The following is an 18,771-nucleotide window of genomic DNA, read 5'->3' as shown; positions in this document are numbered from 1 at the left end:
TGGAAGAGGCCTTCGATGATCGATACAGTGACCAGCCTCACAAGATCACGGAACGTACGGTGGCGGGGACGCCTTGCCGTCCGCCATCCCACTACCAATACACTCCCGCAATCCACACCGTCTGTGGCGAGCGTCATGTGAGACGTGCCTTGCAGTGCGACTAGCGTGACGTTCGGCTCAGATCCCCATGCCAACGCCCGAGCCGCCGGTTCCATCGGCGGATCGTCGTTGGCCAACGGCGACGTCTCCAGGAGGACGAATGTCCCGGCAGTTCCTCGCGGAGGGCGAACTCACGCTCTCCGGAGGTGGTTACACCATCGTCGGTGTGATCGCCGTGGTCGCCCTTGCCGCACTGGTCATCGGCTACGTTCTGCTCAAGGAGGTCCTGGCCGCCGGCCAGGGCACCTCCAAGATGCAGGACATCGCGAAGGCAGTGCAGGAAGGCGCGGCTGCCTATCTCAAACGGCAGCGCAACACCCTCGTGATCTTCGGGGGAATCGTGTTCGTGCTGCTCTTCGCCTTGCCGGCCGATGACTGGAACGAGAAGATCGGCAGGTCCATCTTCTTCTTGGTCGGCGCCGGATTCTCCTTCGCGATCGGCTATCTCGGCATGTGGCTGGCGACGCAGGCGAACCTTCGTGTCGCGGCTGCTTCGCGCGAGGAAGGTGGCCGCGAGAAGGCGATGCGCCTGGCCTTCCGCACCGGTGGCGTCGTCGGCATGATCACCGTCGGTCTCGGCCTCTTCGGCGCCGCGGTGGTCGTCCTCGTCTACACCGGACAGGCTCCGAAGGTGTTGGAGGGCTTCGGTTTCGGTGCCGCGCTGATCGCGATGTTCATGCGTGTCGGCGGCGGTATCTTCACGAAGGCCGCCGACGTCGGCGCGGACCTGGTCGGCAAGGTCGAGCAGGGCATCCCCGAGGACGACCCGCGCAACGCGGCCACCATCGCCGACAACGTCGGTGACAACGTGGGCGACTGCGCCGGTATGGCGGCGGACCTCTTCGAGTCGTACGCGGTCATGCTCGTGGCGGCACTGATTCTCGGCAGCACCGCCTTCGGCGTGCACGGCCTGATCTTCCCGCTCATCGTTCCCGCCATCGGCGTGATCACCGCGGTCATCGGTGTCTACATCACCAAGGCCAAGGCGGGTGAAGGCGGTCTGGTCACGATCAACCGCTCGTTCTACATCTCCGCGGTGATCTCCGCGGTGCTCTCGACGATCGCCGCGTTCGTCTACCTGCCCGGTTCGTTCTCCGAGCTGACCAGCGGCGCCACCAGCGAGCCCGGCAACCCGGCGCTGATCGCGACCATCTCGGTGATCATCGGCATCGTGCTCGCGGCGGTCATCCTCAAGCTCACCGGCTTCTACACCGGCACTGAGCACAAGCCGGTCAAGGAGGTCGGCAAGTCCTCCGAAACCGGTGCGGCGACGGTGATCCTGGCCGGTATCTCGGTCGGTTTCGAGTCCGCCGTGTACACCGCGCTGGTCATCAGCGCGGCCGTGTTCGGCGCGTACCTGCTCGGTGGCGGCGTCGCGCTGTTCGCCGTGGCGCTGGCCGGTACCGGTCTGCTCACCACGGTCGGCGTCATCGTCGCGATGGACACCTTCGGCCCGATTTCGGACAACGCGCAGGGCATCGCCGAGATGTCGGGTGACGTCGACGAGGACGCGGCGCAGATCCTCACCGAACTCGACGCGGTCGGCAACACCACCAAGGCCATCACCAAGGGCATCGCGATCGCCACGGCGGTCCTCGCGGCGACGGCGCTGTTCGGGTCCTATCAGGACGCGATCAGCAAGGCGCTGAAGTCGATCCCGGAGGCGGCGCAGGCCAGCGCGTCCGCGCTGAACTTCTTCGTCAACGAAGTGGTCAGCCCGAACACCCTGGTCGGTGTCATCATCGGTGCGGCGGTCGTGTTCCTGTTCTCCGGTCTCGCGGTCAACGCGGTGTCCCGTGCCGCCGGTGCGGTCGTCTACGAGGTGCGCCGCCAGTTCCGCGACATCCCGGGGATCATGGAGGGCACCACCCGTCCCGAGTACGGCCGGGTCGTCGACATCGTCACGCGCGACTCGCTGCGTGAGCTGACCACGCCCGGTCTGCTCGCGGTCTTCGCTCCCATCGCGGTCGGCTTCGGCCTCGGCACCGGCGCGCTCGCCGGTTACCTGGCCGGTGCGATCGCTTCCGGCACCCTGATGGCGATCTTCCTCGCCAACTCCGGTGGCGCCTGGGACAACGCGAAGAAGCTCGTGGAGGACGGAAGCCACGGCGGCAAGGGTTCGGACGCGCACGAGGCCACCATCATCGGTGACACCGTGGGTGACCCGTTCAAGGACACCGCCGGTCCCGCGATCAACCCGCTGATCAAGGTGATGAACCTGGTGTCGGTGCTGATCGCCCCCGCGGTCGTGCAGTTCTCGATCGGCGCGGACGCGAACGTCGCCGTCCGGATCGGGATCTCGCTGGTCGCCGTCGCGATCATCGTCGCGGCGATCGTGGTCTCCAAGCGGCGCGAGTCGGTTCTTTCCGACAACCCCGCGCAAGCGAAGGCGTAACGGTTTCTCCACCGCCGGGCCCGCCACGATCCTTCGTGGCGGGCCCGGCGTCTGTCCGGCGCAGGCTAATCTCTGCCCGTCACGCCGATCCGATCCGGGGGAGCCCCTGCCATGAGGCGTTCGATCATCCTGTTCGCCGCAATTCTCCTGCTGGCCGGCTGCGGTGGCGCCGAGCGGACAGCCGCCCCTTCTCCTTCTTCTCCCGCCCCCGCAGCCGGGAGTTCCTGGATGGACGGTTTCTGCGGTTCGCTGATCGACTTCGCCAAGATCGGCGATTTCCGGCTGCCCGACTTCGAACAGGAAGACGTCGCCAGTGCGCGGAAGGTGATGGACGAGGCCTTCGGGGTGTTCGCGCCCGGTTTCGACAACGCCGTCACCGGTTTGGGGCAGCTGGGCCAGGCGCCGAGCGCGGAAGCCGACGCGGCGCGCAAGAGCATCGTCGACGCGCTGACGCCGATCCGTGACAAGGTGCTCGCCGCCAAGGCCGCGCTCGACGCGGCGCCGAAGGACGACAAGGCCGCCGTGGCGGCCGCCGCGGTTTCCTTCCGGCAAATCGGATCCGACATCAACGACATGCCCGACCCGTTCCAGCAGCTGGAAACGAACGTTTCGTTGAAAACGCTCGCCGCGCAGGCCCCGAACTGCAAGAAGCTGCCTTCCTGACTCTTATTTCCGCCGCGTTGATTTGCATTGCCCCCCGGTATCGGTACCGTCGGGGGCCAGCCGGGAAGTCGTCAGGTCGGGAGGTGTTTTCGTGCGGCCGCGGTTCACCGTCCTTGCCGCGCTAGCAACAGGTATCGGACTCGGCCTCGCCGGGTGCGGGCAGCAGCCCGCGGTGACTTCCCACGCCAGACAAGAAGGTCTCGCGACGGTCAGCGCGTCGGAGGCCGACCCCGCCTCCGCTTGGACGGAGGGATACTGCGGCGCGGCGGGCGGCCTCGTCCGGACGCTGGCGACGCTGCCCAGCGTCGATCCGAGCACGCCACAGCAGGCCTCCCGTACCTCCAGCGAGCTCATGACCTCGGTGGTCGAAGGGCTGGATCGCACGTCCGCCGCGTTCGGGAATCTCGGCCCGGCGCCGGTCGCGGGCGGGGACAGCTCGCGTACGACGGCCATCGCCCAGCTCGAAGGCATCCGCGCTCGTGCTGACGACGTCCGCCACCGCCTCGACTCCTCAAGCGACCCCGAAGCGACGAAAACGGCGCTTCGTGACGCGAGGACGTCTCTCGACGAACTAGACCGCCTCGACCTTCTCAGGGGCCTTAACGACGTCCCTCAGCTCGCCGCGGCGAGCAGCCGGATCCCGATTTGCCAGGAATTGGTCAAACAACCTCGCTGAGTCACCCCTCGATCACTGGCCATGAGTCGAACTTGTGTTCTATTCTGTCCGGGTGGACGGGACGATCTCGCTCTTCTCGGCGGAGGCGAGCGGGCCGGGGCTCGCCGACCTCGCCGGTGTGCTGTGCGGGCCCGGGCGGATGACGGGCTTCGGGCGGACGGCCGCGCGGCTGTCCGCCGTGGTCGACGAGCCGTGGCGGGCGGGTGCCCTCGCCAGGGAATGCCGTCGTCGCGGCGCGGAGGCGCAGGTCTCGGCCGCCGAATGCGGGCGGCCGCTCGTGAGAACGCCGTTCCGGGTCGACCTGCTGTCCCTGGAGCAGCGCTGGAACCGTGGTGAAGAGAAGGTCCTGCCGGAGGGCTTCCGGCTCGACGGGGCCATGTTGAGGATGTGGGCGCTGGCGGCGGGCAGTCCCCAGGGCAACGGCTACCTGCTCGCGCTCGATCCGGAGGCGCCGGAGACGCACGAGCGGCTGATCACGGCGCTGGCCCAGCTGGGCGTACCGGCGAAGGCGCAGAAGGGTGAAGAGGCGCTGCTGCGGGTCACCGGGCGGAGGCGGCTCGCGCACGTGCTTGAGCTGATCGGAGACGCGCCGGCGGGTGCCGAGCCCGCTTGGCCCAGCCTCGTGCCGGTGGTGCGTGCCGGTTGAGCCACGTAGGCGGTGAGGGCGGTTGGGCCCCGCCGTGCCCTGGTGCCTGCTGCCGAGCGATTTCCTGTGATCAGACGGCCGACTCGCGTGACCAGACGGACGACACGCGTGATTGGGGAGACGGCGCGCGTGATCAGGTGGACGACTCCCGGCGGAACCCGGGCACGGGAGTGTCGTCCATTCAGTCACGCGTGTCGTCCGTCTGATCACACGAACCGGCCGTCTGATCACGCGAGAAGGCCCTCTGGTCACGTGCGGCCGGCTGGGCGGCACATGGGCCTCGTGAGTGGTTAGGACGGTTCTAACCGTCCTAACCACTCACGAGGGGTGAGGTCAGGGTTTCGGAGCCCGGCAGTCCGGGTTCGCCAGGTCCAGTTCGCTGTGCGAGAGACAGGAGGTCAGCTGGTAGGTCTGCTGCCCGTAGTTGATGCCCTTCCGCACGGTCACCTTCCCGGCCGCGTCGACCTCGCACGGGTTGTTCATCGTGCACCGCTGGCCGCTTTCGTTGCCGGTGTTGTTGACGCCGACGACCTTGCCCGTCGACCTCTCGACGATCGGCGACCCCGAGGTCCCGCCGATCGTCTTGCACGCCGAGGTGTACCTGATCGAGTCCTTCCAGACCCAGTTCGCCTCGCGCAGTTCGTGGACGAAACCGTCGACGTTGCAGGAGTAGATCTTCTTCCAGTAACCCGACACCACGTCCATGGCGATACCCGTCGACGGACGGGTCGGCGAGAGCGTCAGCGGGGCGATACCGTAGGCCGACTTGATCTTGGCGTAGCTGGTGTCGAGCTGGTAGAGCGAGACGTCGGTGTCGGTCATCGTCGCGTAGAGCAGCTTCTTCGCCTTGAGCGTGCCGAGCGAAGAGCGGCCGTCCTTGGAAAGCAGGCTGAAGGTCCGCGTGGACGGTTTGTCGACGATTACTTCCCCGGGGTCCGGGAAACCTTCTTGCAGGCAATGCCCGTTGGAAAGGACGAGGGCCGGGTCGTCGAGGCTCGCCTCGGGCGGTTTGACCACCGACCCGGAGCAGTTCGACAACGCCACGGTTCCGGCGAAGGTGGTCGTGGCCGCCTGCGCCGGCGCGGTGCCGACCAGGGCGGACGCGGTCAGCATGGCGAACAGTGTGCCGAGGAGTCGTCGGGTCACGTGGGGTCCTTTCGGGTCGGCATGGACATCAAGTGAAGCGTTGGCGGGCGGCGAGCCACCACCGTCGAACGGAGGGTGTTCGCCCCGTCACGCGGGACCCCGGGCGGACGTGTCCGACATCACGTGCTAGGTGTTGAAAGGAAACATCGACGAGGTCAGCGGCGATGCGCTGGACACACGATCGGCGGCGTGTTGCACCACCTAGCCGTGGTCCGGGCGGTGCGAGCGTGCACACTGACGGGTCGAGAGGCGGCGCGAAGGCGCCGAAGATGAGCGGAGAGCAGGACAGCGTGGCAGGAGCACGGACGAAGAAGACCGCGGCGTCGGACGACGGCGCGGGCCGTCGTCGGCTGGTGATCGTCGAGTCGCCGACCAAGGCCCGCAAGATCGCCCCGTACCTCGGCGGTAACTACGTCGTGGAGTCCTCCGTCGGACATATCCGCGACCTTCCCCGCGGCGCGGCCGACGTCCCCGCCCAGTACAAGGGCGAGTCGTGGGCGCGGCTGGGGGTCGACGTCGACAACGACTTCAAGGCGCTCTACGTCGTCACGCCGGACAAGAAGTCCAAGGTCACGGAGCTGAAGGGGCTACTGAAGGACGTCGACGAGCTCTACCTCGCCACGGACCCCGACCGCGAGGGCGAAGCCATCGCGTGGCATCTCCTGGAGACCCTCAAGCCGAAGGTCCCGGTGCGCCGGATGGTCTTCCACGAGGTCACCGAGCAGGCGATCCGCGCCGCGGCGGACAGCACCCGCGAGCTCGACGGCGACCTGGTCGACGCGCAGGAGACCCGCCGCATCCTGGACCGGCTCTACGGCTACGAGGTCTCGCCCGTGCTGTGGAAGAAGGTCATGCCGAAGCTTTCGGCGGGCCGCGTGCAGTCCGTCGCGACCAGGATCGTGGTCGAGCGGGAGCGCGAGCGCATGCGCTTCACGTCGGCGTCGTACTGGGACATCTCCGCCACGATGGACGCCGGCGCCGACGCGTCGCCGCGCAACTTCCCGGCCAGGATGATCGCCGTCGACGGCGCGCGCCTGGCCACCGGCCGCGACTTCGGCTCGGACGGGCAGCTCAAGGCGTCGAACAACGAGATCCGCGTGCTGGCCGAGGCCGACGCCGTCCGGCTGGCCGAGGGGCTGAAGAACCGCGACTTCAAGGTCGCGAGCGTCGAGGAGAAGCCGTACACGCGCAAGCCGTACGCGCCCTTCATGACCTCGACCCTGCAGCAGGAGGCGGGCCGCAAGCTGCGGTTCACCTCCGAGCGCACCATGCGGATCGCGCAGAAGCTGTACGAGAACGGGTACATCACTTATATGCGTACCGACTCCACGACGCTGTCGGAGTCGGCGATCTCGGCGGCGCGCAGCCAGGCGACGCAGCTGTACGGCAAGGAGTACGTCTCGCCGTCGCCGCGCCAGTACACCCGCAAGGTGAAGAACGCGCAGGAAGCCCACGAGGCGATCCGTCCTTCGGGTGAGGTCTTCCGCACGCCGGGCCAGGTCGCGAAGGATCTGGACACCGACGAGTACCGCCTTTACGAGATGATCTGGCAGCGCACGATCGCGTCGCAGATGGCGGACGCGAAGGGCACCACGATGTCGGTGCGCATCGTCGGCACCGCCACCAGCGGCGAGGAGGTCACGTTCGCGTCGTCGGGCCGCACGATCACCTTCGCCGGGTTCCTCAAGGCGTACGTCGAGGCCGTCGACACCGAGAGCGGCGGCGAGGCGGACGACAAGCAGAGCCGTCTCCCGCAGCTGGTCAAGGACCAGGCGCTGACCGCGACCGAGCTGAGCCCGGACGGGCACACCACGTCGCCGCCGGCGCGCTACTCGGAGCCGAGCCTGGTCAGCAAGCTCGAAGAGCTGGGCATCGGCCGCCCGTCGACGTACGCGTCGATCATCAAGACCATCCAGGACCGCGGCTACGTGTGGAAGAAGGGTTCCGCGCTGGTGCCGTCCTGGGTCGCGTTCGCCGTGATCGGCTTGATGGAGCGGCACTTCGAGCGGCTGGTCGACTACGACTTCACCGCCGGCATGGAGGACGAACTCGACCGCATCGCCGCCGGTGACGAGCACCGCACGCAGTGGCTGTCGAAGTTCTACTTCGGCGGCGACATGGGCGTCGACGGTTCGGTCGGCCGTCTCGGCGGGCTGAAGAAGCTGGTCGGCTCAGGGGTCGAGGACATCGACGCCCGCGAGATCAACTCGATCCCCCTGTTCACCGACGCCGACGGGCACACCGTCGTCGTGCGTGTCGGCCGCTACGGTCCGTACCTCGAGCGCGAGGTCGACGGGACGTCGCAGCGGGCGAACCTGCCCGAGGACCTGCCGCCGGACGAGCTGACCAAGGACATCGCGGAAAAGCTGTTCGCGACGCCGCAGGAAGGCCGCGTACTCGGCAAGGACCCGGTCAGCGGGCACGAGATCGTGGCGAAGGAAGGCCGCTTCGGCCCGTATGTCACCGAGCTCCTGCCCGAGCCGGAGCCGCTGCCCGAAGGCGCGACGGCCGCGCAGAAGAAGGCCGCCAAGGCGAAGCAGCCGAAGCCGCGGACGGGCTCGCTGTTCAAGTCGATGTCGATCGAGACGATGACCCTCGAAGACGCGCTGAAGCTGCTCTCGCTGCCGCGAGTGGTCGGCAAGGATCCGGAATCAGGTGACGAGATCACCGCGCAGAACGGGCGCTACGGGCCGTACCTGAAGAAGGGCACGGACTCGCGTTCGCTCACGACCGAGGACCAGCTGTTCTCGATCACGCTCGAAGAGGCGCTGAAGATCTACTCGGAGCCGAAGCAGCGTGGCCGGTCCGCGACCGCGAAGCCGCCGCTGAAGGAGCTGGGCGACGACCCGGTGTCCGGTAAGCCGATGGTGGTCAAGGACGGCCGCTTCGGTCCGTACGTGACCGACGGCGAGTACAACGCGACGCTGCGGAAGTCGGACAGCATCGAGGAGCTGACCGCCGAGCGCGGCGCCGAGCTGCTGGCCGAGAAGCGCGCGAAGGGCCCGGCGCCGAAGCGCAAGGCTCCCGCGCGGAAGACGGCGGCGTCGAAGACGACGGCCACCAAGACGACAGCGGCCAAGAAGACCACCGCGACCAAGTCGACCGCGACCAAGACCGCCGCGGCGAAGAAGCCCTCGACGCGCTCGACGGCCACGAAGACGAAGTAGCTCCCTCAAGTGCGATGGAAGGGGCCTCTCACAGCGAATTCGCTGTGAGAGGCCCCTTCATCGCACGCGGGGCGGTTGTCAGGAGCGAAGGTCCGCCCAGAAGCCGCACCGGTGATCGGTGTCGTGCGCGACAGGCCGGATCGCGTCCGGCGCGAGCGAAAGCACGACGCCCGGATTCCAGCGGGGTGACCCCGGCGAGTTCGGATCACCCGTGCGCATGAACGTGGTCCAGTACGCGATCATCTGTTCCGAAAGGCGTTTCTGCGCCTCGTCGAGCGACTTTTCGACACCGCTGAGCTCGAACAGAAAGACCAGGTCGAGGGCGTGCGCCGCGCCGTGCGGGAGGCCGGGCGCCTCGATCCGGTTCACGTTGGGGGCGTTCTTGTCGTCGAATTCGTAGGCGTACAACGGAGTTCGCCGGGAAAGCAGCCTGTTCCCCTCCGCCGTCGGGCAGGCCCACGAACGGTCGGTGGTGACCGTCGCCCACGCCATGGCCGGCGAAAGATAGTCCCGCGACGGATACTTCGCCGCCACCTCGTCCGCGTGTTCGCCGAAAGCGTTGCGCAGGAACTCCTGATAGCGCTCTTCGGTGATCGGTTTGTGCTGGGCGACGCCTGCGATGAACGACCTCATCTCGTCGTGCGTGCCACCCGAAAGCACCGGTACGCGGTGAAAAGCGCCTCGCCGCACGGCTTTCGCGGGATCGGACGGCAGCAACGGCGTGTGATAGGTCAGGTGATTGGCGAACGACTGGTGGTCCTTCAACAGATCCGCGGCCGGAAGACGGCGCAGGCAGCCGAGCGCGTCCGGCCCTTCGCAGCCGTGGCTCGCGGCCATCGCCGCGCCGTCGGCTTCGGTCTTGGCGAGCGGCGAGTACGGGGTCTGCGCGGGCTGGTTCGGGATGAGACCGCCGGGTGGCCAGTTCAGCAGGCAGGAGCCGGACATGATCGCGGCCTTGTGGAACAGGCCGGCCGCGGCGGGCGAGGTGAGCAGTGCGCAGGTGCTCATCCCGCCCGCGGACTGCCCGGCCAGTGTCACGTTCCGCGGGTCGCCGCCGAACGCGGCGATGTTGCGCTGGGTCCAGCGCAGCGCGGAAAGCTGGTCCATGAGCCCGAAATCGCCGGAGCCCGCGAGGCCGGGATGACCGAAGTAGCCGAACACGCCGAGCCGGTAGTTCGTCGTCACCACGACGACGTCACCCTGGTCCGCCAGCCGTTGCGCGCCGTAGAGGCTCCCCGCGTCCATCGTGTAACCGCCGCCGTGCAGCCAGACGAGCACCGGCAGGCGACGGCTCCCCGCGTCGCGCGGCACTGTGACGTTCAGGAAAAGACAGTCCTCGGCGCTGCCCGGCAGATACTGGGTGCAGGCGGGGCCGGGTTTCGTCGCGTCGGCGACGTCCTTCCACGGTTCCGGCGGGCGCGGCGGCTTCCAGCGGTCCTCGCCGACCGGTGGCGCGGCGAACCTGATCCCGTTGAACGTCCTGGTCGGTCCGGATTCCACGCCGCGGACCGGCCCAGCGTCGGTGCGCACGACGAGCGGGTCCGCGGGGGCGACGATCGTGAGAAGGCCGGTGACGATGGCCAGCACGAGATGCATGAGAGGTCCCTTCAGGAGGCCGCGAGACGGCGCCACAGCCCGACGCGGCGGAAATAGAGGTGTTGCAGTACCTGCACGGCGACGAACGTGACGCCGTACAGCGCGGTGCCGAGGGCGGGAACGGAGTCCACCGGCAGCGTGTACGCCAGCAGGACCCGCCCGGCGGCGTCGGCGATCAGGGCGACGCCCCACAGAACGGTCGCGACCCGCCAAGCGCGCCGGAACCACGCGTGCCGCGGCCACAGTTCGTCCCATTCGCCCGCGCGCAGGCTGTCCGCGAATCGGCTCTTCGCGACCATCGAGCGGGCCATGCCGAACGCGAGCGGCCTGGAGAACAGCAGCGAGACCAGGAATCCGGCGCCGATCACCCCGGTGACCCAGCCCGCCTTCGCCAGCATGAACCGCGGGCTGCCGGTGACGAAGGAGAAGCCGGCGCTGACCGCGAAGATCGTCAGCACGAAGATCGCGAGCGTGTCGATCTTCCGCCACCGGATCGCCCGGTAGAGGACGAAGAGAACGGTCGGCAGGGCACAGAGGGCGAGCGCGAAGAGCGCGCCGACGCCGAAGCCGCGAAGCACGTAGTACCCGGCGACGGGCACGACGACCTCGAGCAGCACCACACCCCACTGACGGATCACGGGATCACCGCCTTCGGGTCGCCAGATCGAAGAGGGTCACCAGTTCGGCCGCGTAGGTGGTGAGGTCCGGTTCCGGTGTTCCGGCGAGCAGGAACACCGGGCCCTCCACCGAACGCCGGATGGTCGTCGCCATCACGTGGACGTCGAACTCGCGGAACTCGCCGGACTCCTGACCCCAGCGCAGGATCCGTTCGACCGGTTCCAGCGCCGCCCGCTCGTTCGCCGGGTCGTAGTCGAGGGCGCCGCCGAGGAAGATGTTCAGCAACGCGCGCATCCGGGTCGGCTGCGCGGCGGCGAACTCGAGGTTCGCCTCCAGATACGTCCGCAGCGCCTCGCTCGCGGACGCGGGTTCGCTCATGCGCTCGGCCATGAACGCGCCGATCTCGCGGAAGACGTCTTCGAGGACCGTGCGGACGAGTTCCTCCTTGTTCGCGAAGTGGTACGAGATGAGCCCGGTGCTCGACAGATTCGCCTGTTTCGCGATCCGGGCGAACGACGCGCGGGTGTAGCCGAGCTCGGCGATCGTCTCGATGGCCGCGGCCACGATCTGTGCGCGTCTCGCACTCTCCGTGAACGTCTTCGCTTTTGCTTGCATGAGCAAAAAATAGCTCAGCCGAGCAAAAATGTCGACCGGAAACCGCTCGCCGACCGTTCGCCGAACGGCCTCACCCGTTCGAACAAAAGTTCTAAAAATTGTCGGTACCAGGGTGTTCAATGGTCAGGTGAGCACTTCAACGACCGGTTCTTCCACGACCGCTGTCTTCGACGTCATCGACGAGGTCATCGCCCCGCTGGCCGCCGAGGTTCCGGAGCGTCCCTCGGTGATGGAGTTCTACGATCCGGAGCTCGCCGTGCCGCCGGTGCTGGCCGACGAGGAGCCGACTCCAGGGCTCACCCTGGCCGAGGAGGTGGAGCAGTACACCCGGTTCGTGAGCGGGATGGCGACCATCGGGCTGGCCCCCGGCGGTGAGGTCACGCCCGAGGCCGTCGGGCTGTATCGCGCGCTGCGCGGCGGGTTCATCCGCGGCGTGGTGACCGGGGTGTTCCCGTCGCGCGCGGAGCCGTGGGAGGTGCGGTTCTTCGGCGACGAGGACTACACGACGGTGCTGAACAAGCTCGGCAAGCGAGCGCGGCTGCGGTCCGGTTTCCTCAGCGCGCTGCCGGGCTGGGTGTTCGACGGGCTGCCCGACCATCCGCCCGGCACCGGCGAAACCGTGCGCATCGTGACGGACGCGGGCGGGCTGATCCCGGTGCGGGCGCGGGAAGCCGTCGAGGTGATCCGCGAGGGCGCTTCCCGGCCGCGGCACGGCACGGTCCTCGTCGATCTCGCGGTGCGGAACGCCATCCTCGCCGAGTACCCGCACGGCGCGTTCGGCCTGGTGGACAACGACCTCGGCCGGTACCAGTTCAGCGCGGCGATGGACGGCGACGGCCGCTGGACGCTCACCTGGGGCCCGGCCAGCCGGTCGACGGCCGAGCAATGGATCGTGAAGGCGGTGCAGAACCATGCGTGAACCGGCGACCGTGAAAGAACTGATGGGGCGCGCCGCCGGGCCGGTGCTGCGCGCCGTGCCCGAGCGGCGGAGCGTGTACCTGGGCTACGACCCCGAGATCACCGACGACGAGATCCGCCGGCTGTGCCCGTCCTACGACGAGCCGGGGGATCTCGTCACCCAGGCCGAGCGGTACGCGGCCAAGGCGGCGATGCTCGAAGAGGCCGGGCTGATGGAGAACGGTGAAATCCATCCCGCGGCGGTCCAGATGCACGGCGTGATGCTGCGGGGTTCGGTGCGAGGTGTCCTCACCGGTGTCTTCGCGTCCGCGCCCCGTTCGGTGCGCGTCGATTGCTACGGCGACGGGCAGCAGGCGGTCGTCTGGCGGATGAGGTCGGGCCGGCGGACCACGTTCAGCCTGAGCGATTTCGGCGAGCTGGGCGCCCGCGTCTTCGGCGGGCTCCCGCACGTCCCCGCCGGTGAGACCGAGCCGATGCGCATCAGGATCGACGGGCACGGCGTGCCGTTGCCCGGCCAGGACGAGGAGGTCGGCCTGGTCGCCGACACGCTGAACCGGCCGCGGACCGGCACGGCGATCCTCGATCTGGTCGCCTTCGGCGGGCTGAACGCCGAGTACCCGGACTACGGCTTCGTGATCGTCGACAACGATCTGGGGAGGTTCGTGTTGTACGCAGCCCCTTCCGAAGGGTGGCTGATGTTCGGTGGAATGGACCGCCGGGCACTGGCGGGCTGGCTGCACGAGGCGGTGGACTTGAGCCGTACCTAGTGCCCTGGCGCCTTGAGCGATGACGAGGGGGAGGCATGGACCTGGACCGGCGCGCGGCCGACGCGTGGTTCCGGCGGCGAGGGCTGCCGATGGTCATCCACCGGCGGAGGCGTGGGGCGGCCATGTTGCGCCGGTCCACGCCCGGGCTGGTGTTCCTGAGCCTGCTCGACCTGCTGCTGGCCGGGCTGCTGAAGCTGCTCGACGTACCCGAGGACGTGCTCGCGGCCAGGATGCGTAGCAGCGGCGTCGGCTATGTCCTCGGCGTGCTGGCACTGACGTTCGCCGTGGTCGTGGTGCCGGTGATCGCCGGCCGTCTGATGGCGAAACTGCTCCGCGTGCTCAGCCGCACCAGGGTCCGGTTGGCCGTCATGGCGGCGACGATCGGCTTCTGGCTGTTCGTGCTGCCGCTCGGCGAGCGGCTCACCGGGCTGGTGGCGTGGGACAACCCGTTGTGGATCGCCCTCCTCGCCAACCTCGCCGCGCTGGGCGTGCTGATGCTCCTGGTCCGGATCGGCGTCGGTTCGATCCTGACCTGGGCGGCGCGGAGCGCGGTCGCGCAGGTCAGGGCCATCGGAACGCTGGCGTCGCGGGCGTTGCCGCTGCTCCTGCTGGTGGTGATGTTCAGCTTCTTCACCGCCGAGCTGTGGCAAGCGGTGGAACGGCTGACGCCCGGCCGGTTGTGGCTGGTGGCGGGCTTCCTCGTGCTGATCGGCGCGGTGTTCCTGGCGTCGATGCTGTCCGACGAGATCAAGGAGCTGAAGTCCTGGACCGTGGAACCCGGGGCGCCCGCCCTGCGCGGCACGCCGTTCGACGACGACACGCCTCCACCGGACCGGCGCGCCCTGACGAAGATCGAGCGCCTGAACATCGCCTTGGTGCTGTTCTTCGCCCAAGCGGTGCAGATCGTGGCGTTCGGGGTGCTGGTGTTCGCCTTCTTCGTCGTGTTCGGGGTGCTGATCCTCAGCCCCGAGGTCGTCACCGAGTTCGCCGGCCGTGAATCGGCGCCGGGAACACTGCTGGGTGTCCCCCTTCCGGTGAGTTCCGCGCTCGTCAACGTCTCCGTTTTCCTCGCCGTCTTCTCCGGTCTGTACTTCGCCGCATCGACCGCGACGGATGCCCGGTACCGGCGTTCTTTCTTCGAACCTTTGCTGGAGGATGTGAAGATCAGCCTCGCGGCGCGTGACATTTATCTGGCCCATTGGGCGGATGTGCGGCGGGCCGAGGTGGTTACCCTGGAAGCAGAGGACATTCCGTAGTGAGGTGGTCACCATGAGCGGGAAGGGCGAAACTCCCTTCTTCGATGCCCCCGACTTCGTGAAAGGCGACGGCACTCAGGCAGATCCTCCAGGCGACAGGTTCGCCGACCCGCTGTCCGGGCTGGTCACGACCGCCCCGGCGACCCCGTCGGCGGGAGCCGACGACGTCCACGTGCAGGTGCCGGGGCCGGTACAGCACGACCCCGAAGTAGTGAGCAGGATGGTCGACGCGGCCATGCTCGCGGACGAGCGGCCCGCCGAGAACCCGGGCCCCGAGCAGACCGTCGCGCAGTCGCCGGCCAAGGTCGTCAGCACGGTCGGTGAGCAGGGCGCTGCGCCGATCGGGATCCTTCCCCAGCAACGAACCTGGCCGTCGAGGCCGTCCCAGTTGATCCGTCCGCCCCGGCGCGTGAAGCAGGAAGAGCCGGTCGAGGTCGACGAAGAGGCCGAAGTCGAAGTACGGCGGGCAAAACGCTCCATGCAGATGCCGCGGCTCGGTAAACCGTCGTCGAACACGGCGGGCGTCATGATCGCGATCGCCCTCATGGTCGTCTTCGCGATCCTCGCAATCCAGCTGCTGGCCAGCCTGTTCAACAGCATCGCGGGGATCTTCGGGTAACCCGTCCGGCGGATACCGCCGGACGGGGCCGTCCGTCCAGACGTCACCCATCGGGATACCCTGGCCCTACGGTCGGGGTACCCGGTGTTGACCCGGGTCGCACCCCGGCGCCGCGTGACTAGTGGGGTGGGCGTATCAGCGAGGGCGTGCGGTCGGTGCCCGAAGCGGGCACGGGTGATTCGGCGGGGCGTGACGCTTCCACCATGCACCGGGTGCGGCGGGTGCTGGCGATCAAGCCGTTCCGCCGGATCTGGGGTGTCTCGTACCTGTGCAGCGTCGCGGACTGGCTGAACCTCCTCACGCTGACCGGTCTGGTCACCAAACTGACCGACAACTACGCCGCCCAGAACTTCGCGTTCGTCGGGGTCGTGCTGACCTCGCTGTTGCCGGGGCTGCTGTTCGCCCCGCTCGGCGGGCTGCTCGCCGACCGGTTCGACCGGCGCAAGGTGATGGTGCTCTGCGATCTCGGCCGGTGCGGGTTCCTGCTGTCGATCGCGTTCGTCGGCACGCCGTGGTGGGTGTTCGTCGGGAACTTCCTGGTCGGCTGCTGCTCGATGATGTGGATCCCGTCGAAGGACGCGGCGGTGCCGAACCTGCTGCGCCGCCCGGACCAGGTCGAGACGGCCAACCAGCTCGGCATGGTGATGACCTACGGCCTCGCGGTGATCACCGCGGCCGGGGCGAACGCCGTGCTCACCGGTAGCAACACGACGTTCCACTTCTTCCAGGGCGACGCTCAGCTCGGTATCGCCAAGGTCGCCGTCGTCATCACCGGCCTGCTGTACCTGACCAGCGCGATCGTGATCGCGACCCGGATCCCCGAGCTCTCGCTGCGCAACGTCCACGCGGTCGAGAAGCCCAAGGTCAAGGCCGCCGACGAGGAGAAGTTCGGCTTCCGGCAGATGATCGCCGACGGCGCCCGGTTCGTGCGGACGACACCGCTGGTACGCGGGCTGATGATCGGCGCGTTCGGCGCTTTCGCCGCCGGTGGCGCGGTGATCGGTTCGGCCAAGCCGTATTCGTCCAGCCTGCTCGCCGGTGACGCGGCGTTCAACCTGCTCGTCCTCGCCGTCTTCCTCGGGCTCGCCACCGGGATGGCGGTGGCCCCGAAGCTCGCGCGGCGGCTCGCGCACGACCGGCTGTTCGGGATCTCGATCGTCGCCGCGGGCCTGTGTCTCGTCGTCGTCGCGCTGTCGCCGCATCTCGCCGTTTCGCTGGTCGCGGTCGCCGCCGTCGGGGTCTGGGCCGGGACGGCGTTCCTGACCGGTGTCACGATCATCGGTTCGCGGATCGAGGACTCCATCCGCGGCCGGATCAACGCGATCTACCAGTCGCTGATGAAGATCGTGCTGTTCGGCTCGACGGTGCTGGTGCCCGTGCTGATCAGCCTGGTGCAGCCGACCGCGATCTCCGTGTGGGGGAGCACGATCACGATCGACGGGACGCGGCCGGTGATGATCGGCGGCGGCGTCCTCGCGCTGCTCGCCGGCATCTTCGCGTACCGGCAGATGGACGACCGGCGGGCGGAGCCGATCCTCGCCGACCTCCGCAACGCCTTGCGCCGCAGTCCGCGTCGCGTGAACGGGCTGCTGATCGCGCTGGAGGGGACGCGGGCGATCAACACCGAGACGCAGGCCGCGCGGCTGGCCGAATGGCTGCGCGCGGGTACGCGTCCGGTCGTGCTGGCCGCGGACCCGGCGCTGGACGATCAGCGTCTCGCGAAGCTCGTCTCCGGTGCTTCGCTGTCCGGTGCGCGCGCGCAGGCGCTGGCCGCCGCCGCGGTGCGGGCGGACATCGTCGAACGGGACATCCAGCCGGCGCTCGACGCCGGGTCCGTCGTGGTGATGGAACGGTTCGTGGACTCGCCGCTGGCGCATCTGTCCGCGGTCGCCGGGCTGGACAGCCAGGAACTCGAAGGGCTCGCCGATTGGGCGACCGGCCGGTTGCGGCCCGACATCACCATTCTGCTCGACGCAGATCCCGGCACGGTGATGCGGAAGTCCGCGTCGCTGGACGCGCAGTGGCGGGTGCAGCATCTGCTCACGGAAATGGCCGCCGCCGACCCCGATCGGTACGTCGTGGTCGACGCGGAAGGCACCGAGGACGAGGTGAGCGACCGGGTGCGGACCGCGATCCGCGCGGTGCTCGTCGGCAGGCTCGCCGGGCTCGCCCCGGCGGAGGAAAAGGTCGAGGCGGGATGACGCTGATCGGTGTCTGGAAGCAGCTCGTCGGCCAGGAGCCTGCCGCGCGCACGCTTTCTTCGGCGTCGACAGCGGCCGCCCGGATCGTCGACAACCAGCCTGTCGCGCCCGGCGCGATGACCCACGCCTGGCTGATCACCGGCCCGCCGGGTTCGGGGCGCTCGACGGCCGCGCGGGTCTTCGCGGCGGCGTTGCAGTGCAGCACCGGCACCGGCTGTGGCGAGTGCCCTGGCTGCCGGACCGTGCTGGCCGGGACGCACGCGGACGTCAAGCTCGTCGTGCCGGAAGGCCTTTCGATCTCCGTCGCGGAAATGCGTTCGCTGGTGCAGGCCGCCGCCCGCCGCCCGACCACCGGGAAGTGGCAGGTGGTGATCATCGAGGACTCCGACAGGCTGACCGAAGGCGCGTCGAACGCGTTGCTGAAGGCCGTCGAGGAACCGCCGGACCGCACGGTGTTCCTGCTGTGCGCGCCGTCGGATCACCCGGACGACGTGTCGGTGACGATCCGCTCGCGGTGCCGTCTGGTCACGCTGCGGACGCCGCCGCCGGAGGCGATCGCGGAGGTTCTCGTGGAGCGGGACGGCATCGACCCCGAGCGCGCGCGATGGGCCGCGTCCGTCTCGAGTGGACATGTCGGCCGCGCGCGGCGGCTCGCCACCGACGAGGCGGCCCGGCAGCGGCGGGCGACGGTGCTGCGGATCCCGCTCGGCCTGCGGCGTCCGTCCGATGTGTTCACTTGCGCCGATCAGCTGATCAGCGCCGCGGAGGCCGACGCGGGCGAGGAGAGCAAGGTCCGCGACGAGGCCGAGCGTTCCGAACTCCGCACCGCGATGGGCGGCGACGGCGTCGGGAAGGGCGTCGCCGGGGCGAAACGAGCCGCCGAAGCCGCCGTGAAGCAACTCGAGAAGCGCCAGAAATCCCGCGCGACCCGAACCCAGCGGGACACTCTCGACCTCGCGCTGGTGGATCTGGCCGCGTTCTACCGGGATGTGCTCGTGACCGCGAGCGGCGCGGGCGCGACGCTGAACCACCCCGACCACGCCTCGGAGATCGCGCAGGCGGCCTCCGCATGGGCGCCGGACTCGATCCTGCGGCGGCTCGAAGCCGTCCTGGAATGCCGCGAGGCCATCGACCTGAACGTGAAGCCGAGGATCGCCGTCGAAGCCATGGTCACCACCCTGCGCCAGGGCTGACGCGCTTCACTCACCACCCCAGCCCCCACCCGTCCCAGGGGCAATGCCACTTACTTAGCATTTCCGCAGGTGGACACGGGTGTTCGAGGCTCTTCTGGCCGGTTTCGGGTACGGATGGCGATGATTGGTGACTTGT

The 18,771-nt window shown here is 68.7% G+C and carries 15 protein-coding genes; 11 read left to right on the top strand and 4 right to left on the bottom strand.

Features of this window, described 5'->3' with window-relative positions; genetic code table 11:
* Nucleotides 1-259: 259 nt before the first annotated feature.
* From ACZ3HL_RS38460 to ACZ3HL_RS38445, 4 genes are all read left to right on the top strand, one after another.
* Nucleotides 260-2,554, top strand: coding sequence for a sodium-translocating pyrophosphatase (locus tag ACZ3HL_RS38460; protein ID WP_465536504.1), 2,295 nt, complete (start codon nt 260-262; stop codon nt 2,552-2,554).
* 111 nt (nt 2,555-2,665) lie between these two features.
* Nucleotides 2,666-3,217, top strand: coding sequence for a hypothetical protein (locus ACZ3HL_RS38455; protein ID WP_465536502.1), 552 nt, complete (start codon nt 2,666-2,668; stop codon nt 3,215-3,217).
* A 91-nt stretch (nt 3,218-3,308) separates the two neighbouring features.
* Nucleotides 3,309-3,893 carry a hypothetical protein gene (locus tag ACZ3HL_RS38450; RefSeq protein ID WP_465536500.1) on the top strand — a complete coding sequence of 195 codons (585 nt, stop codon included), beginning with the start codon at nt 3,309-3,311 and terminating at the stop codon, nt 3,891-3,893.
* Between the two features lie 34 nt (nt 3,894-3,927).
* Nucleotides 3,928-4,539, top strand: coding sequence for a hypothetical protein (locus ACZ3HL_RS38445; protein ID WP_465536499.1), 612 nt, complete (start codon nt 3,928-3,930; stop codon nt 4,537-4,539).
* Between the two features lie 333 nt (nt 4,540-4,872).
* Here the strand turns inward: ACZ3HL_RS38445 and ACZ3HL_RS38440 are convergent, their stop codons facing one another.
* A complete protein-coding gene (locus tag ACZ3HL_RS38440; protein ID WP_465536498.1) occupies nt 4,873-5,685 on the bottom strand; it encodes a S1 family peptidase in 813 nt (270 codons plus the stop codon).
* Nucleotides 5,686-5,954: 269 nt separating this feature from the next.
* Here ACZ3HL_RS38440 and topA point away from each other — a divergent pair, with 269 nt between their 5' ends.
* A complete protein-coding gene (gene topA / locus ACZ3HL_RS38435) occupies nt 5,955-8,852 on the top strand; it encodes a type I DNA topoisomerase (protein WP_465410462.1) in 2,898 nt (965 codons plus the stop codon).
* A 78-nt stretch (nt 8,853-8,930) separates the two neighbouring features.
* Here topA and ACZ3HL_RS38430 read toward each other — a convergent pair whose 3' ends face one another.
* From ACZ3HL_RS38430 to ACZ3HL_RS38420, 3 genes are read right to left on the bottom strand one after another with little or no spacing between them, the layout of a single operon-like run.
* On the bottom strand, nt 8,931-10,448 hold the full coding sequence (locus ACZ3HL_RS38430; RefSeq protein WP_465536496.1) for a carboxylesterase/lipase family protein: 1,518 nt from the start codon (nt 10,446-10,448) through the stop codon (nt 8,931-8,933).
* A gap of 11 nt (nt 10,449-10,459) precedes the next feature.
* Nucleotides 10,460-11,086, bottom strand: a complete 627-nt coding sequence (locus ACZ3HL_RS38425; RefSeq protein WP_465536495.1) for a VC0807 family protein — start codon at nt 11,084-11,086, stop codon at nt 10,460-10,462.
* A 4-nt stretch (nt 11,087-11,090) separates the two neighbouring features.
* Nucleotides 11,091-11,681, bottom strand: a complete 591-nt coding sequence (locus tag ACZ3HL_RS38420; RefSeq protein ID WP_457959410.1) for a TetR/AcrR family transcriptional regulator — start codon at nt 11,679-11,681, stop codon at nt 11,091-11,093.
* A gap of 112 nt (nt 11,682-11,793) precedes the next feature.
* Between ACZ3HL_RS38420 and ACZ3HL_RS38415 the strand changes: the two genes are divergently transcribed.
* The 6 genes from ACZ3HL_RS38415 to ACZ3HL_RS38390 all read left to right on the top strand — a co-directional run bounded on the left by ACZ3HL_RS38415 (nt 11,794) and on the right by ACZ3HL_RS38390 (nt 18,635).
* Nucleotides 11,794-12,600 carry an ESX secretion-associated protein EspG gene (locus ACZ3HL_RS38415; protein ID WP_465410467.1) on the top strand — a complete coding sequence of 269 codons (807 nt, stop codon included), beginning with the start codon at nt 11,794-11,796 and terminating at the stop codon, nt 12,598-12,600.
* A complete protein-coding gene (locus tag ACZ3HL_RS38410) occupies nt 12,593-13,366 on the top strand; it encodes an ESX secretion-associated protein EspG (protein WP_465410468.1) in 774 nt (257 codons plus the stop codon). Before ACZ3HL_RS38415 ends, ACZ3HL_RS38410 begins: the two co-directional genes overlap by 8 nt.
* A gap of 35 nt (nt 13,367-13,401) precedes the next feature.
* On the top strand, nt 13,402-14,622 hold the full coding sequence (locus tag ACZ3HL_RS38405; protein WP_465536493.1) for a hypothetical protein: 1,221 nt from the start codon (nt 13,402-13,404) through the stop codon (nt 14,620-14,622).
* Nucleotides 14,623-14,635: 13 nt separating this feature from the next.
* Nucleotides 14,636-15,241, top strand: coding sequence for a hypothetical protein (locus tag ACZ3HL_RS38400; protein WP_465410470.1), 606 nt, complete (start codon nt 14,636-14,638; stop codon nt 15,239-15,241).
* 146 nt (nt 15,242-15,387) lie between these two features.
* Nucleotides 15,388-17,442 (top strand): bifunctional MFS transporter/dTMP kinase, encoded by a 2,055-nt coding sequence (locus ACZ3HL_RS38395; protein WP_465410471.1) that lies wholly within the window; start codon nt 15,388-15,390, stop codon nt 17,440-17,442.
* The gene (locus ACZ3HL_RS38390) at nt 17,439-18,635 is read left to right on the top strand and encodes a DNA polymerase III subunit delta' (RefSeq protein WP_465410472.1); all 1,197 of its coding nucleotides are present in this window, start codon (nt 17,439-17,441) and stop codon (nt 18,633-18,635) included. Before ACZ3HL_RS38395 ends, ACZ3HL_RS38390 begins: the two co-directional genes overlap by 4 nt.
* Nucleotides 18,636-18,771 lie beyond the last annotated feature (136 nt).

The sequence above is a fragment of the Amycolatopsis sp. NPDC000009 genome, from assembly GCF_055563465.1.
The sequence above is the reverse complement of the archived record's forward strand: the minus strand, read 5'-3'. Positions and strand labels throughout refer to the sequence as shown.

Coding starts and splice junctions, on each gene's coding strand:
- ACZ3HL_RS38460 (WP_465536504.1), top strand. CDS start 260: ATGTCCCGGCAGTTCCTCGCGGAGGGCGAACTCACGCTCTCCGGAGGT.
- ACZ3HL_RS38455 (WP_465536502.1), top strand. CDS start 2,666: ATGAGGCGTTCGATCATCCTGTTCGCCGCAATTCTCCTGCTGGCCGGC.
- topA (WP_465410462.1), top strand. CDS start 5,955: ATGAGCGGAGAGCAGGACAGCGTGGCAGGAGCACGGACGAAGAAGACC.
- ACZ3HL_RS38430 (WP_465536496.1), bottom strand. CDS start 10,448: ATGCATCTCGTGCTGGCCATCGTCACCGGCCTTCTCACGATCGTCGCC.
- ACZ3HL_RS38420 (WP_457959410.1), bottom strand. CDS start 11,681: ATGCAAGCAAAAGCGAAGACGTTCACGGAGAGTGCGAGACGCGCACAG.
- ACZ3HL_RS38410 (WP_465410468.1), top strand. CDS start 12,593: ATGCGTGAACCGGCGACCGTGAAAGAACTGATGGGGCGCGCCGCCGGG.
- ACZ3HL_RS38405 (WP_465536493.1), top strand. CDS start 13,402: ATGGACCTGGACCGGCGCGCGGCCGACGCGTGGTTCCGGCGGCGAGGG.
- ACZ3HL_RS38400 (WP_465410470.1), top strand. CDS start 14,636: ATGAGCGGGAAGGGCGAAACTCCCTTCTTCGATGCCCCCGACTTCGTG.
- ACZ3HL_RS38390 (WP_465410472.1), top strand. CDS start 17,439: ATGACGCTGATCGGTGTCTGGAAGCAGCTCGTCGGCCAGGAGCCTGCC.